This window comes from Ruania rhizosphaerae (genome assembly GCF_009805705.1).
GTDB classification, from domain to species: Bacteria; Actinomycetota; Actinomycetes; order Actinomycetales; family Beutenbergiaceae; genus Ruania; species Ruania rhizosphaerae.
The window spans coordinates 39,474-54,707 of sequence record NZ_VSMB01000015.1; the positions used below are offsets into that span (position 1 = coordinate 39,474).

Here is a 15,234-nt window from a genome sequence, read left to right on the forward strand (position 1 = left end):
AACCGTGCCAGAGGTCAGCGACCATCCACACCGGCAGCCGTCCCGGTCGGTGAGGACGTCTGCGCTGCGACATGCCCGAAACGGTGCATGGTGCGGCTGACGGCCTGCTCCCGCAGCACCGTCAGCAGTTCCCGCCGGCCGGAGGCAAGAACCTCACCGTGGAGCAGCGTGGCATCGGCGGTCTCGGCGCAGGCAGCCTGCACGAGGCCCTCCTGATAGCCGATCACGCGGATGCGCCCGGCGACCTCCCCACGCGAGACGCGCGCCGCGAACGCTTCGTCGGTCTCGGTCTGCCATCCCCAGCCGACGGCGTCGAGCCCGAGGCGGGCGTCGGCCACCTGCCCGACATCGGGATGCATCGAGACATCCACCGGCACTCCTGCGCAGGCCGCGGCGAGCGCCATCCGCCCGACCTCCACGGGGACGGCGGATGCGCTCGCCCGCACCGTCACCATCGGCACCGGGCGGTACCGGAACACGTTCGCCTCGGCCGCGAGTCCGGTCCGGTCAGTCTCGCGCTGGAAGACCTGGTCTCGCGCCCACGCATCGCTCAGCGCCGAGACCCACAACCACTCCTGCTCGGCCGGATCGTCGCTCAGCCGCAGGATCGCTTCCAGCTGCGCACGTACGCGACGCCCCACAGCACCCTCGCCCACGGGGCGCTGCACCGTGGACCAGGTACCGAGCTGAGCGACGTAGTTCGGGCCACCGGCCTTCGCACCCGGGCCGATCGAGGAGCGTTTCCACCCGCCGAAGGGCTGCCGCTGCACGATCGCCCCGGTGATGTGGCGGTTCACGTAGGCGTTGCCCACCTCCACATGAGCGAGCCAGTGCCGGATCTCGTCCTCGTCCAGGCTGTGCAGGCCTCCGGTGAGGCCGTAGCCAGTCGCGTTCTGCCACTCGATCGCCTGCTCCAGCGAGTCGGCAGCCATGATGCCGAGCACAGGGCCGAAATACTCAGTGAGGTGGAACGGCGATCCGGGCTGGACCCCGATCTTGATCCCCGGTGACCACAGCCTGCCCTCATCGTCGCGCTGGCGCGGTTCGATCAGCCAGGACTCGCCTGGCTCCACGGTGGTCAGAGCTCGCGCCAGCTTCCCCTCGGCCGGGCCGATCAGCGGACCCATCGCCGTCCCGAGGTCCTGGGCCCATCCCACCCGCAGCGAGCCGACAGCGTCCACCAGCTGCCTGCGGAACCGTTCCGAGCGTGCCATCGGCCCGACGAGGATCAGCAGGGACGCCGCCGAGCACTTCTGCCCGGCGTGGCCGAACGCCGAGCGCATCACATCGGCGACAGCCAGGTCGATGTCGGCGCTCGGGGTGACCACGAGCGCATTCTTCCCGCTGGTCTCGGCCAGCACCCCGGCCCCGGCGGGGCGGTCACGACGCCACCGTTCGAACATCCGTGCCGTCTCGTAGGCGCCGGTCAGGATGACCGTGTCCACTCCGGGATGGGCCACCAGATGCCGGCCGATCTCGCCCTCGTCGGTGCGCACGATCTGCACCAGCTCATCCGGGGCCCGGTGTGCGGCGAAGGCGGCGTGGATGGCCTCCACGACCACTTCCGCCACACCGGGCACCGGTGGTGCCGGTTTGAGGACCACGGCAGCCCCGGCGGCCAGAGATGCAAGGACGCCGCCTGCAGGGATCGCGATCGGGAAGTTCCATGGCGGGGTGATCAGCACGAGCGTGTCGGGGGTGAAGCTCAGCCCCTCGTCGTCGGCGATCTCGTCGAGCTCTTCGGCACGGTCGGCGTAGTAGCGGGCGAAGTCGATCGCCTCGGAGACCTCGGGGTCCGACTCGGCGACGGTCTTGCCGCCCTCGTGTGCGGCGGCAGTGACCAGCTCCCCACGACGGCGCTCGAGTTCGTCGGCGATCGTGCGCAGCACCGCGGCACGTTCGGCCGAGCTCCGTCCGGCCCACCCCGGCTGCGCGAGCCGGCCCCGCTCGACGACCTCGTCGACGGCCCCGATCGAGACGAGTTCCGGGGAGGTCAGTTCCCTGGCTGGCTGGGTGACCCATTCCTGCGCCGCCCACCGGACCTCCGGCAGTGCCGGGTCGGAGTCGGTGGTGTTGGCGAAGAACGCTCCGGCCGGCGGGCGCGCGCGACTACGGCGCGGGGTTGCCGAGACACTGCCGGAATCCTGCACCGAGGCGCGGAAGCGTTCCTCCTGTTCGAGCATCGGGGAGTGGTCCGGCGCGTCCCCGGCGTGCGGTGCGAAGACCGCATGGATGAAGTTCTCCGGTGCCGCGTTCTCCTCCAAGCGCCGCACGAGGTAGGAGACCGCGACGTCGAAGTCCTGGGGGGCCACCACCGGGGTGTACAGGATCAAGGGGCGGTCAGATCCGACGTCCCGCGCCACCGCCCTCGCCTGCGCCGGCGCCATCCCGTGCAGCATCTCCACATCGACGGCGTCACTCACCCCCCGCTCGGTCGCCAGCTGGTGCGCCAGGGCGAGGTCGAACAGGTTGTGTGAGGCGACCCCGGTGCGGACGGCAGCGGCCACCTCCGGGCGCAGCAAGGTCTCGAGCATGCGCACGTAGTTCGCGTCGACCTCGGCCTTGGTGGCATAGGGCGCCTGCACCCACCCGTGCAGCTCGGCCCCGACCCGCTCGATCGCGAGGTTCGCCCCCTTGACCAGGCGGATCTTGATCGGAGCCCCACCCGCGGCGCGGCGGCGACGTGCGAAGTCGACCAGCCGCTGCATCGCCAAGTAGGAGTCCGGCAGGTAGGCCTGGAGCGCCAGCCCCATCTCCAGACCGGTGAACTCGGGCTCGGAGCAGATGGCCTCGAAGACGCTCACGGTGAGATCGAGGTCGCGGTAGGACTCCATGTCCAGGTTGACGAACGCCGTCGGGCTCTTCCGTGCTGCGGTGCGGTACAGGGGCCGGAGCCGGTCGACCACACGCGGCACCATGGCCTCGGTGTCCCAGGTGCTGAGCTGGGAGACGAGGGCGGAGACCTTGATGGAGACGTAGTCGATATCGTCCCGCTCCAGCAACAGACGGGTGCGGGCCGCGCGGGCTGCGGCCTCCTGCTCCCCGAGCACCGCCTCACCGAGGAGGTTGACGTTCGAGCGCCGCCCATGGGCACGGGCTTGGGCCAGGTGGTGACCGAGCGCGGGGTCGGACGCATCCACGACGAGATGGCCCACAAGCTGGCGCAGACGCAGGCGAGCCAACGGCACGACGACCGACGGGGCAAGACGTGCGACCGCTGATCCCAGGCCGAGCATCGCCCGGTCAGGTGCGGAGAGGAATCCGCTGGCTGCCTCGGTCGAGAGGCGTCCCAGTTCTCGTGCGGCGACAGTGAGGTCGTCCGGCCTGGCGACCCGGTCGACGAAGCGCACCGCCAGGTCGAGACCCGCCGGGTCCGAGACCAGCCCCGCGAGGCGGGCGGAGGTACGACTCTCCGCCGAGGTCGATCGCGCGGACGTGGCGCCCGCCCACCGGTGGGCTAACGCCACGGCGGGATCGACAGCTGAGGTCAGGTCGGCCACGGTCATTGATCCATCTTGCGTCCCCACGCCCCTGATCGTCTCCCCGAATCGCCATGTACGTCCCTACCCATCTTCCCCTGTTGAACTCGCTGCTGTGTGCTGCAAGCAGGAACCGATCAACGATGCCTCGCCCACCCACTCCTGGCCAGAGGTCCGCCGACGAGCAGAGACTCCTCAGATGTCGGTGTCCGGTTCGGCAGATCGACAAACCTCGGGGCCCGGACCAGTGCGATGATCAGACGATGGAACTTCCCACCTCAGGACTTCGCATCGAGCGCACCGGCACCCGCCAGTACGTCGCCCGGAACGACCGCGGCGGCGAGGTGGCGATCGGCCCCCGAGAGATCGAGGGGGTGTTCAACCCCGGCGAACTCATGGCGCTGGCTCTCGCTGCCTGCACGATGATGAGCGCGGACCTGCCGATCGGGCGGCGCCTCGGCGAGGACTTCACCGGCGGCGCCGTCGTACGCACGGAGAAGGACGAGCAGCAGAACCGGTACACCTCGGCCGAGGTGGACGTGCTCCTGGAGACGGATTCCCTGACCGATAATGAGACCGAAGCGCTGGTCCGGGTGATCACGCGCGCCGCCAAGCAGGCGTGCACCGTGGGCCGTACATTGGACGCTGGCCTTCCGCACGATGTGCGCCTGGTCGAGACCAGAAGGGACTGACCCCATGGCCCGCCTCCACGACCTGATCGATACCGCGACCACCATCCCGTCCTCCCAGGTGCGCCGCTACGTCGACGATCTGCGGGCCACCCATCGCGACGCCACGCCCACCGAGCTGATCGAGCTACTCAAGCGCCGCTACCTGCTGGCTGTCAGTGCGTCGGGCGGTGCCGTCGGGGCGGTGGCAGCCTTCCCCGTCGTCGGGACCGGGGTCGCGTTGACCCTCACCGCCGGTCAGGTGGCAGCGTTCATGGCAGCATCGGCCGCCCTGTGCCTGGCCGTCGCGGAGGTGCACGGGATCGCCACCGACGACGTCTCCCGCCGCCGGGCCTTGCTGCTGACCACGCTGCTGGGTGAGAACGGGCCCGAACTGCTCGAGCACCAGCTCGGCCTGTCCACAGCGACCTGGGCGCAGGTGCTGCTCACCCGACTGCCGGTCGCCACGGTCAAGACGGTGAACAAGACGCTGCGGGGCAGGATGGCCAAGGCCGTGGTCACCAAGAGCAGTTCGGTGATGCTCGGGCGCCTGCTGCCGTTCGGGATCGGCGCCGCGATCGGATACCTCGGCGGCCGCGTGATGGGCAAGAGCCTCATCGAAGGACTGGATGCCGCCTTCGGGCCAGCACCGGTGGAGTTCGGCCGGGGTCTCGAGCACGGCGGGCCCGCGCTCGCCTCCGGCCAGCCGGACCTGTTCAGCGACGCCTCCCGGCTGGTCGAGCAGTCCGACCAGCCCCGACCCGCCGGAGACTGACCAAGGAGCTGCCATGCCACAGACACCAGATTCCTCACAGGCACCGGAGGCCACGGTCACATCTGCCACACCCGGCAGTCACGACGCACCCGACACCCAGTACGAGGACCTGCTCGCGCACGTCCTCGCCGCCGGCACGCCCAAGTCGGACCGGACCGGGACGGGGACCCGCTCCGTCTTCGCGCGCCAGCTACGGTACGACCTCTCCCGCGGGTTCCCGCTGATCACCACCAAACGGGTCCACCTGAAATCAGTGGTCCACGAGCTGCTGTGGTTCCTGCGCGGGGAGTCCAACACCGCCTACCTGCGCGAACACGGCGTGAAGATCTGGGACGAATGGGCCGACGCCGACGGTGAGCTGGGCCCCATCTACGGAGTGCAGTGGCGTTCCTGGCCCACCCCCGACGGCGGGCACATCGACCAGCTCGCGGGCGTGCTGCGCCAGCTGCGCGAGCAGCCGGACTCGCGACGCATTCTCGTTTCCGCTTGGAATGTGGCGGAACTGGACAAGATGGCGCTGGCGCCGTGCCACACGCTGTTCCAGTTCTACGTGGCCGACGGGCGCCTGTCCTGCCAGCTGTACCAGCGCAGCGCCGACCTGTTCCTCGGCGTGCCGTTCAACATCGCCTCCTACGCTCTGCTCACGCACATGGTCGCCCAGCAGAGTGATCTGGAGCCGGGCGAGTTCGTCTGGACCGGCGGCGACTGCCACATCTACGACAACCACATCGCCCAGGTGCGCGAGCAACTCACCCGGGCGCCCTACGCGTTCCCGGCGCTGCACTTGCACCGCGCCGCGGACCTGTTCTCCTACACCTACGACGACGTCGAGGTGCTCGACTACGTCCACCACCCGGCCATCAAGGCTCCTGTGGCTGTGTGAACGAGGAGCGGTGACGATGAACTGCAGGCACGACCGGAGGGGGAACCGATGCTGGGGATGATCTGGGCACAGGCTCACGACCGGGTGATCGGCAAGGACAACGACCTGCCATGGCACCTGCCGGAAGACCTGCGCCACTTCCGCGAGTCCACGTCCGGTGACGCGGTCGTGATGGGGCGCAAGCAATGGGAGTCGCTGCCGGAGAAGTTCCGCCCGCTGCCCGGCCGGCGCAACATCGTGCTCACCCGCAACCCGCAGTACCGGGCTGAGGGGGCCGACGTGGTCGGAACACTCGACGAAGCACTCGCCCTGGTGGCACAGGAGGACGCCTGGATCTGCGGCGGCGGCCAAGTGTACGAACAGGCCATCGACGCCGCCGACGTGCTCGTGGTCACCGAGATCGACCTGGTCGTCGACGGAGACACCTACGCTCCGGTGATCGGAGCACAGTGGGTGGCCGAGCACGGCCCTTGGCAGACCAGCCGCACCGGGATCCGGTTCCGGATCGTCACCTACCGCCGCTGACAGCCTGTGTCCACTGCTCCTTCGGGCGACCGCGCCAGCCCTCGGCCCGTCAGCGCCGAACGAGCCCGCCCGGCCCGCCGTCCGATGGGCTCCGTCGCCCGGACAGCGGCAGTCGGAGCCCTGCTGACGGCAGCCGTCCTGGCCTCAGCGCTCACCGGCCCGTGGCAGTTCACCCCACGGTTCGACTCCGACCGGGGCGAGCCCACGCCGCCGGCGGCTCCTCCCAGCGCTGAGATGCCCACCGCGACCGCAACCGAGACGCCGCCGCCGCTCGACACCGATCTGCCTGCACCGGACCTGGGCTGGCTGCTCTGGGTGGGAGCGGGACTACTCGCCGTCGTGCTGCTCGCCCTGCTGCTGCGCTGGGTGTTGTGGATGCGTCGTCCCCACCCACCCGAGCCCGAGCCACCTGCCACTCTCGCCGGCACCGGAGCCGTCGAGAACGAGCCCGACATCCCGGCACTGCACCGGGGAGCGCAGGCGGCAGTGACGCAGCTGGAGCAGGCCGGCCCGCCGCGGGATGCGATCGTGGCGGCGTGGCTCGCCCTGGAGGAGGCAGCGGAGGCCTCGGGCGTCCACCGTCGCCCGGCTCAGACCCCCACGGAGTTCACGACCTCCGTCCTCGCGCGTACGGGTGCCGATGAAGCCGCCGTGACCGCGCTGCTGGGTCTGTACCACCAGGCGCGATTCTCCACCCGGTCCCCGGGCACAGCCGAGGTACACGCCGCCGCGGCAGCCCTGACGCAGATCACCGAGAGCTGGCCCGTGCCAACCGCCGCCGAGGCGAGCCCAGGCACCCGACCGGGAACGACCCCGGGAGCCGGCGCATGAGTGATGCCCTGGGCACGCGAGCCACACGTGCTGCCAGCACTGTGAGTCGCTATCGGCGCCGTGGGTGGTGGCTGGTGGCGGCCGCTGGGCTCACCGCCGCCTCCTGGGGCATCGGGGTCGACCTGCCACGGGCACTCCTGCTGAGCGCATGCGTGGCCGCCGTTGCCTTGCTCACCGGATGGTTACCCTTCGCCGCCCGCTCCCCCTGGCCCGTCCTCCCGTACGGTCGACGCGACGGCGCACGCCGGGACGTCTCCAGCCTCACCTGGATGCTGGCCTCACGAGGGCACCTGTCGACCACCGGCGCCGACCGCCTGCACCGCACCCTCGCCGGGGTGCTCGAGCTCACCGAACACCAGCGTCGCCGCACCGCCGAGGACATCTTCGGGCCGGAGATCGCCCAGTGGCTGAGCGCTCCCGAGCAGGTCCCACCACCCGCCCGAACCGCGGCTGAGAACGCCATGGTCGCGGCCGAAGCGTTGCTGCACCCCACACCGAAAGAGACACGATGAGCCAGACCGAGACCCGCCCGATCTCCGTCCCCGAGGTGGCCCGGCTGGGCGGAGACGTGCTCGCAGAGGTGAGCACCGCCGTCGTGGGCATGGCCGGGCCGCTGCGCACCGCCCTGGCGACGATCCTCGCCAGTGGCCATGTGCTCTTCGAGGACGTTCCTGGCTTGGGTAAGACTCTCGCCGCCCGCTGCCTCTCCCAGGCGCTCGGGCTGGAATTCGCCCGCCTGCAGTGCACCCCCGACCTGCTGCCTGCGGACATCACCGGCTCCTACGCCTACGACCCCGGCCAGGCCCAGTTCACCTTCCGCCCGGGACCGGTGTTCACCGGTCTCTTCCTCGCGGACGAGATCAACCGCACCGCACCCAAGACTCAGTCCGCAATGCTGGAGGCGATGGCCGAGCGGCAGGTGACGGTCGAGGGCACCAGCTTCCCCCTGCCGGCTCCCTTCCATGTGCTCGCCACGTCCAATCCGGTCGAGTACGAGGGCACCTATCCGCTGCCGGATGCACAGCTGGACCGCTTCATGGTGCGTCTGGCCGTCGGGCACCTGCCGGCCGAGGCGGAGGCCGAGGTGCTGACGCGCCGGCTGGTGCGCCGCAGCGAGCGGGCGAGCGTACGCCAGGTGACCACACCGGAGACCGTGCTTGCCATGCAGGCAGGGGTGGAGGCGGTCGATGTGGATCCGGACGTGGTGCGCTACTGCGTGGACCTTGCGGCAGCCACACGTGCACACCCGGCGGTCGAGGTCGGCGCCTCACCCCGGGGATCGCAGGCGTTGCTGCTGGTGGCCCGGGCGCTTGCGGTGCTGGACGGGCGCGAGTACGTCACCCCGGAGGACGTCAAGACGGTAGCGGTGGCTGCCCTGGCGCACCGCCTCACGCTCACCCCGGCGGCCTGGGCGGCCGCGACCACCGGGGCGGATGTGGTCGACGAGCTCCTCGACCGGGTACCCAGCCCGGCTGCGACCGCCGGCCGGTCCGCGCACGCGTGAGCGAGCGGTCCGGTGCTCGCCCCGCACAGACCGGGCTCGCCACGGGGATGGCCGCGCTGACTTGCGCGGCAGCGGGCGCGGTGGCGCTCGTGCTGGGTCTGCTCGCCGGCCGGCCGGACGTGGCAGCGATCGGAGTACCGTTCCTACTCACCTTCGCCTGGGGCTGGTTCACCGGCCCGACGGCGCCCGGCCGGGTGGCGATCGAGCGGGCCACCGGCCGGCTGGAGGCAGGGACGGTCGCCGGAACCATCACACTCCAGCCCCCGCCCGGAGCCGAGACGATACGAGTCCGGGTCTCCTCCCCCGGTCACCGCTCGACCGAGGCGTTGCTCGCAGCTGACAGGCCGCGGCAGGTCCCCGTGGAGGTGACCACCGCCCGGACCGGCATCAGCCACCTGTTCCGCACCGACCATGTGCTGTCCGGCTTCGATTCCGTCACGCACACGCACGTACGTCAGTCCGGCCCGATCCCTGTCGTCGTCTATCCGGCTTCCCGGGAGCTGGCCGGACTACCGTTGCCGCCGCGGCTCCAAGGTCTGACCGGTCCCCACACCTCCCGGCGCGGCGGCGACGGCGACGACGTGCGCGACGTGCACCCGTTCATGCCCGGCGACCGGCTGCGGCGGATCGACTGGCGCGTGACTGCGCGCCGATCGTATGACCCCCGTACCGGACGGCTGGACACCCTCTACACCCGGCGCACCTTCGCCACGGCCGACGCAACGGTGATGCTGGTGGTCGACTCCCGGGACGCCGTCGGGCCGGATGTGTCCACCTGGGGCGGCGGGCGGGTAGCGGCCGTGGACGAGGCGATCTCGCTCGACGTGGCCCGCGAGGCGGCCACGGCGGTCGCGCGTGCAGTGGTGGCGGCCGGGGACCGGGTCGGCCTGGACGACCTCGGGCTCCGGCGACGCCCCGTTCCACCAGCCGGGGGACGCCGTCACCTGGACCGGATCACGAGCCGGCTCGCCCGGATCGCACCGGAGAGCTTTCCCAGCACCCGGGTGCGCGCTCCGCAGGTCTCCGCAGGCGCCCTGGTGGTGCTGTTCTCGACCTTCCTCGACGACGAAGCCGCACGCGTGGCCCAGCAGTGGCGCGCCCACGGCCACCGGGTGATCGCCGTGGACACCCTGCCGCCATTGCGCACCGGCACCCTGGACGCGAACGCACTCGCAGCCTTCCGGTTGGTGCGGCTGGAGCGCACGCTGCGGCTCGAGCGGCTGCGCCGGGCGGACGTGGAGGTGGTGCACTGGGCACGAGAGCGGGGCACCAAGCACGACATAGCGGCCACATGGCGGCTGCTCGTGCGACCGAGGAGGTGGCGTCGATGACAGGCGATGGCACTCACTCCAGTGCCGTGCTCGACTGGTTCGCAGCGGCCCGTGAGCCGCGGCAACGCCCCGATCCCGTGGTACAGGTGCGCACCCGTCACGCCGTGCCCGCATGGTCGTTGCGGGTGCTGGCAGCTGCGGCCCTGGCCGTGGTCGGCGTGGTGATCGCCGACGGCGCAGCCACCCTGGTCATCGCCGCGATGCTGGCCGTCGTGGTCGCCGTGGTACCGCACGGGCCCGTACCCGCCATCGGTGTGCTGGCGGTTGCCGTGCACCAGGTCACGCGCCCGGCTGACGCCGAGACCATGCTGGGCACGCCGGAGATCGCACGCACCGCCGTCGTGCTCGCAGGACTGCACCTCATGGTGCATCTGTGCCGGCGCGCCGGCGATCTGGGCCCGAGGGCAGCGGTGGAACTGACGGCGCTCCGCGCGGGGGTGGCGCCGGCGCTCGCAGCCCAGGCCGTGGCCCAGGTATGCGGCGCGCTGGCGGTGGTGGACGTCGACGGCCCGGTATGGCCCAGCCTGGTCGTGATCGGCGTGGGCCTGGTCGTGATCACCTTGACCGGACGGGCGCTGCACCGCCGCGAACGCGCCGACCTCGCGGCCGAGCGATCCACCAGCCGGATCGACGAGACATGGACGTGGTCGAGACTGCAAGACTGAGGCGCGCACTTGAGACGAGGACGTGAGATGACTGAAGAGAACTGGGCCGGCTCCTACACCTACCGGGCCGGGCCGATCCACCAGCCGGACACGGTGAGCGCGGCGCGCCGGATCGTGGCCGAGACGCCGAAGATCCGGGCCCTGGGGTCACGGCACTCCTTCCACGACTTGCCGGACTCCCCCGGCGAGCTCATCAGCATGGAAGCGCTGCCCCGCACCGTACACGTGGACGCCGAGGAACGGACGGTCACGGTCAGCGCCGGTACGCGCTATGGCGACCTCGCCACCGAGTTGCACCGGGCGGGGTGGGCCCTCGGTGCGATGGCCTCGCTCCCGCATATCGCCGTGGCCGGGGCGATCGGGACCGGGACGCACGGATCCGGCGACCGCGTGGGCAGCCTGGCCGCCGAGGTGGTCGGGCTCGAGCTCATCGACGCCGGTGGTGAGCTGCAGACCCTGACCGCGGACGACGATGACTTCCTCGGTGCCGTGGTGCACCTGGGGGCACTCGGAGTGCTGACCACGGTGACCCTGCGCGTGGAACCGACCTACGACGTGGCGCAGTACGTCGTCGAGGAGGTGCCGTGGGAGTACGTACTCACCGAGTTCGACCCCCTCACCTCGGCGGCCTACAGCGTGAGCGTCTTCACCCGCTGGAACGAACCGACGGTGAACGTATGGCTGAAGAGTCGCGAGGGCGAGGTGGGGCTGCCGGTGGGCAAGGCGGCCGTACGCAAAGCTCACCCCGCGGGCCGCGATCCCGTGAACTGCACCGAGCAGCTCGGTGAGCCCGGGCCGTGGCAGGACCGGCTGCCGCACTTCAAGATGGGGTTCACTCCGAGCAGCGGGCGGGAGATCCAGGCCGAGTACCTGCTGCCGCGTCACCACGCGGTGGCGGCGTTCGAGGCGTTGCGCGAACTGGGGCCGATTATCGCGCCACTGTTGCAGACGTGTGAGATCCGCACCGTGGCCGCCGACGAGTTGTGGCTGTCGGGCTCCTACGGGCGCGACACCGTGGCGATCCACTTCACGCTGCATCCGGAGCCGGAGAAGGTCCGGGCGCTGCTCGGCAAGATCGAGGAAGCGCTGGCCGGGCTGGAAGCACGCCCGCACTGGGGCAAGTGGTTCACCATGGACCCCGATCGGATCGCCGGCATGTATCCGCGCATCGGTGACTTCCGGTCACTGGTGGCCCGTTACGACCCAGAGGGAAAGTTCTCCAACGACTTCCTGGAGCGCATCGTCCTGGGCGGGTGAGCCTGGGGCAACTCCGGGCGAGTACGACGAAGGGCCCCGATCCGTGGATCGGGGCCCTTCGTCTTCTAGTGGCGGGGGGAGGATTTGAACCTCCGACCTCCGGGTTATGAGCCCGGCGAGCTACCGAACTGCTCCACCCCGCGTCGGTGAACACCACTCTACGGGGCGAACCCAGGGGGATCAAATCCTGCCGGTGTACGCCCGATCACACCGCCTCACCGTCGAACGCTGAGTTGCTCGGCATCTCATGCGAGAACCCCGAGCAACTCAGCGTTCGGCGGAGCGGGGATCAGCCGTCCGTGGGTTCGTCGGTCGGTTCGTCCGTCGGAGCATCGGCCGGAGTCTCGCCACTGATCTCGGCCTCGGCAGCGATCGCGTCCTCCAACGCGGCCTGCAACCGATCCTGGGCTTCGCCGTAAGCGGTCCAGTCGCTGTTGGCGAGCGCAGTGTTGGAGTCCTCGATCGCCTGTCCGGCCTCGGCGAGCGCCGCATTGAGACGCTGCTGCGCGTCGGCCGGGATGTCGCCAGACCCATCATCGGTGCCGTCACCGGACCCGTCATCCGTGCCGCCATCGGTGCCGTCAGGCTCCGGATCGACCTCGGCGTCACCCGCGTTCGCTCCGGAGTCGCCCTGGAAGACCTGGTCGAGCGCCTCGTCCAAGGTCTGGGCGAACCCGATCTCATCACCGAATGCCACGAGCACGCGCCGCAGCAGCGGGAACTGCGTTCCACCCGTGGATTGCACGTAGACCGGCTGCACGTACAGCACACCGCCCCCGACGGGCAACGTCAGTAGATTGCCCTGGATGACATTCGAACCACCGCGGCCCAGAATGTTGAGCTCGTTCGCTGCGGCTGTGTCGGAGTCGAAGTTGTTCTGCACCTGTCCCGGCCCGGGCACGGTGAGGTCCCGTGGCAACTCCAGCACTGTGATCGTGCCGTAGTCCTCGTCAACCTCACCCGCTGTATCCCCCGGTTCGGCGTTGACCGCCATGAACCCGGTCAGCACGTTCCGCTCATCGCTGTCGATGATGAACGAGGAGGTGAGTGAGAAGTTCGCCTGCTCCTCCTCCGGCATCGCCAAGGTGAGGTAGTACGGCGGCTGCGGTACTCCCTCCTGCGCCGGGTCGTCCGGAATCCGCCAGAAGTCACCACCGGTGTAGAACGTGGCGGCGTCGGTCACGTGGTATTCGGTGAGCAGTTCGCGCTGGACCTTGAACAGATCCTCCGGATAGCGCAGGTGGCTCATCAGGTCCCCGTTGATCTCCTCCATGGGGCGGATCGTGCCGGGGAAGATGTCCATCCACGTCTGCAGCACCGGGTCCTGCGGATCCCACGCGTACAGCGTCACCGACCCGTCATAGGCGTTGACCACGGCCTTGACGGAGTTACGGATGTAGTTGATGTACTCCGGGAGTGCTGCGACCGCGAGCTGATCGGACTCGGTGAGGGAGTCGGTGATCGCCGACTCCAGCTCCTGCCGGGCCGAGTACGGGTATTCGTTGGTCGTGGTGTAGGCGTCCACGATCCACACGACCTCACCCACCCCATCGTCATTGGCATCGACGACGGCCGGGTAGGTCGACCCCTCGGTGGACAGGAACGGCGCCACGCGGGAAACACGCTCGATGGGGTCCCGGTTGTAGAGAATCTGCGACTCCTCGGTGACGCGGTCCGAGAACAGGATGTCACCGCTGCCGAAGCGGGCCGCGTAAAGGAGCTTGGTGAAGAATCCACCGATCGACGGGCCGCCGTCACCGGAGAAGGTGGTGTTGACCTGCCCGTTGGGGGCGGCGTCGTCGGGGTAGTCCAGCTCCCACGGTTCGGTGCCCTCCGGAGCCCCGACGATCGAGTAATCCGGGGAGTTGGGGCTGAAGTAGATGCGCGGTTCGTAGTCACCGAGCACTCCGGTGCTCGGGATCCCGCGTTCCATGAACTCCGGCCGCCCGTCGGAGGTGATGGTGTTGCCCTGAGCGGCCACCACACCGAAGCCGTGGGTGAAGACGGTGTGGTCGTTGACCCAGGTGCGCTCCTGCGACCCCTCCAGGTTGAGTTCCCGGGCTGCGATCACCGTGTCGGTGCTCTGCCCGTCGACGTCGTAGCGGTCCACCGAGAGGGTGTCCCGGAAGTCGTAGTACTGCCGGTTCTGCTCCAGCTGCCGGAACGTCGGGGAGACGATGTTCGGGTCGAGCAACCGGATGCTCGCAGTGGAGTCCGCGTCCTCACGGAGCGCACCGGCCTCGGCCACCGTGTTCGCCTCGTAGCGCTCGATCTCGACACTGTCGAGATCGTAGGCATCGTAGGTTGCTTCGATATTGCGCTGGATGTACTCGGCCTCCAGCGACTGCGCGTTCGGGTTGACCCGCACCGACTGCACGATCGCCGGGTAGGCGCCGCCGACGAGGATCCCGGAGACCACCATGAGAGCCACACCGACGGCCGGGAGCCGCCAGTTGCCGCGAACCCCGGTCCACACGAACAGCAGCGCGACGAACACCGCCACGGCGGCGAGGATCGCCTTCGCGGGAAGGACAGCGTTGATGTCGGTGAAGGAGGCGCCGTCGAACCGATCGCCCTCGTTGGACAGGATCGAGTACCGGTCCAGCCAGTAGTTGGCGGCGATCATCGTGACGATGACAGCGGCGAGAATCGCCGTGTGGATCCGCGCCGCACGGGTGATCCGCTCGCCGTTCCCCGCAGGCTGCAGTGCTCCGTAGAGGTAGTGGGTGAAGACCGTCGCGATCGCGGTGATGATCGCCGTGGTCATCAGGAACGAGACGACGAACCGCACGAACGGGAGCACGAAGACGTAGAACGACAGGTCGATCCCGTGCTGCGGGTCAGCCGACCCCCAGCTGTTGCTGTTGAACGCCAGGAGGGCGTTCTGCCACTGCGCCGTGGCGGCCGAGCCCGCGAAGAAGCCTGCCACGATCGGTCCACCGATGAAGACCACCCGACGTAGTGGCTCAAACGCTTCGCGATAGCGGTCGAGATCCTGCTGCTGCGGCGTTGTCGGCACGTACATCGGGCGGTTGCGGTACGCCAGGCGCAGGTTGATCCAGATCGCGCCGCCCATCAGCAGGAAGGCGATGACGAACAGTACTGCCCTGCTCAGCCACTCGGTCCGGATAACTTGGCTGAACCCGAGCTGCTCGAACCACAGCCATTCGGTCCAGAACCGGGCCAGGATCAGGAATGCCACCACGATGCCGGCGATGACCAGCAGAGTGGGCAGGAGCGGTCCACGGCGGCGTGCCCCGGTAGGGGCTGTGGGTCGGCTTGCGGCGGATGACACGAACTACACCTCGTGGTCGTC

At 69.6% G+C, this 15,234-nt stretch carries 12 protein-coding genes and 1 tRNA gene; 10 read left to right on the forward strand and 3 right to left on the reverse strand.

Annotation, left to right across the window (positions count from 1 at the left end):
• Positions 1–14: 14 nt before the first annotated feature.
• A complete protein-coding gene (locus FV560_RS17225; RefSeq protein ID WP_159622808.1) occupies positions 15–3,506 on the reverse strand; it encodes a proline dehydrogenase family protein in 3,492 nt (1,163 codons plus the stop codon).
• Between the two features lie 236 nt (positions 3,507–3,742).
• On the opposite strand from FV560_RS17225, the gene FV560_RS17230 reads away from it, so the two are divergent.
• Genes FV560_RS17230 through FV560_RS17275 form a run of 10 tightly spaced genes read left to right on the forward strand, consistent with a single transcriptional unit; the run spans position 3,743 to position 11,918 of the window.
• Positions 3,743–4,171, forward strand: coding sequence for an OsmC family protein (locus FV560_RS17230; RefSeq protein WP_159622809.1), 429 nt, complete (start codon positions 3,743–3,745; stop codon positions 4,169–4,171).
• Positions 4,172–4,175: 4 nt separating this feature from the next.
• Entirely contained in the window at positions 4,176–4,922 is a 747-nt protein-coding gene (locus FV560_RS17235) for a hypothetical protein (protein ID WP_159622810.1), read from the forward strand.
• A 13-nt stretch (positions 4,923–4,935) separates the two neighbouring features.
• Positions 4,936–5,805, forward strand: coding sequence for a thymidylate synthase (locus FV560_RS17240; protein ID WP_159622811.1), 870 nt, complete (start codon positions 4,936–4,938; stop codon positions 5,803–5,805).
• Between the two features lie 48 nt (positions 5,806–5,853).
• Positions 5,854–6,330: a dihydrofolate reductase gene (locus tag FV560_RS17245; protein ID WP_159622812.1), complete on the forward strand. Its 477-nt coding sequence runs from the start codon at positions 5,854–5,856 to the stop codon at positions 6,328–6,330.
• A 6-nt stretch (positions 6,331–6,336) separates the two neighbouring features.
• Complete coding sequence (locus tag FV560_RS17250) at positions 6,337–7,161, forward strand: DUF4129 domain-containing protein (protein WP_159622813.1); 825 nt, start codon at positions 6,337–6,339, stop codon at positions 7,159–7,161.
• Complete coding sequence (locus FV560_RS17255) at positions 7,158–7,673, forward strand: hypothetical protein (RefSeq protein WP_159622814.1); 516 nt, start codon at positions 7,158–7,160, stop codon at positions 7,671–7,673. The genes FV560_RS17250 and FV560_RS17255 overlap by 4 nt, the downstream gene beginning before the upstream one ends.
• On the forward strand, positions 7,670–8,665 hold the full coding sequence (locus FV560_RS17260; protein ID WP_159622815.1) for an AAA family ATPase: 996 nt from the start codon (positions 7,670–7,672) through the stop codon (positions 8,663–8,665). The genes FV560_RS17255 and FV560_RS17260 overlap by 4 nt, the downstream gene beginning before the upstream one ends.
• On the forward strand, positions 8,662–9,996 hold the full coding sequence (locus tag FV560_RS17265) for a DUF58 domain-containing protein (protein ID WP_159622816.1): 1,335 nt from the start codon (positions 8,662–8,664) through the stop codon (positions 9,994–9,996). The genes FV560_RS17260 and FV560_RS17265 overlap by 4 nt, the downstream gene beginning before the upstream one ends.
• Positions 9,993–10,661 (forward strand): hypothetical protein, encoded by a 669-nt coding sequence (locus tag FV560_RS17270; protein ID WP_159622817.1) that lies wholly within the window; start codon positions 9,993–9,995, stop codon positions 10,659–10,661. The genes FV560_RS17265 and FV560_RS17270 overlap by 4 nt, the downstream gene beginning before the upstream one ends.
• A gap of 27 nt (positions 10,662–10,688) precedes the next feature.
• Positions 10,689–11,918, forward strand: coding sequence for a D-arabinono-1,4-lactone oxidase (locus FV560_RS17275; protein WP_159622818.1), 1,230 nt, complete (start codon positions 10,689–10,691; stop codon positions 11,916–11,918).
• Positions 11,919–11,987: 69 nt separating this feature from the next.
• On the opposite strand, the gene FV560_RS17280 is transcribed toward FV560_RS17275, so the two are convergent.
• Together FV560_RS17280 and FV560_RS17285 are read right to left on the reverse strand one after the other, a co-directional pair.
• A tRNA-Met gene (locus tag FV560_RS17280) sits at positions 11,988–12,061 on the reverse strand.
• A 146-nt stretch (positions 12,062–12,207) separates the two neighbouring features.
• The gene (locus FV560_RS17285; protein ID WP_235020195.1) at positions 12,208–15,213 is read right to left on the reverse strand and encodes a UPF0182 family membrane protein; all 3,006 of its coding nucleotides are present in this window, start codon (positions 15,211–15,213) and stop codon (positions 12,208–12,210) included.
• Positions 15,214–15,234 lie beyond the last annotated feature (21 nt).

Coding starts and splice junctions, on each gene's coding strand:
- FV560_RS17225 (WP_159622808.1), bottom strand. CDS start 3,506: ATGACCGTGGCCGACCTGACCTCAGCTGTCGATCCCGCCGTGGCGTTA.
- FV560_RS17230 (WP_159622809.1), top strand. CDS start 3,743: ATGGAACTTCCCACCTCAGGACTTCGCATCGAGCGCACCGGCACCCGC.
- FV560_RS17235 (WP_159622810.1), top strand. CDS start 4,176: ATGGCCCGCCTCCACGACCTGATCGATACCGCGACCACCATCCCGTCC.
- FV560_RS17240 (WP_159622811.1), top strand. CDS start 4,936: ATGCCACAGACACCAGATTCCTCACAGGCACCGGAGGCCACGGTCACA.
- FV560_RS17245 (WP_159622812.1), top strand. CDS start 5,854: ATGCTGGGGATGATCTGGGCACAGGCTCACGACCGGGTGATCGGCAAG.
- FV560_RS17255 (WP_159622814.1), top strand. CDS start 7,158: ATGAGTGATGCCCTGGGCACGCGAGCCACACGTGCTGCCAGCACTGTG.
- FV560_RS17260 (WP_159622815.1), top strand. CDS start 7,670: ATGAGCCAGACCGAGACCCGCCCGATCTCCGTCCCCGAGGTGGCCCGG.
- FV560_RS17270 (WP_159622817.1), top strand. CDS start 9,993: ATGACAGGCGATGGCACTCACTCCAGTGCCGTGCTCGACTGGTTCGCA.
- FV560_RS17275 (WP_159622818.1), top strand. CDS start 10,689: ATGACTGAAGAGAACTGGGCCGGCTCCTACACCTACCGGGCCGGGCCG.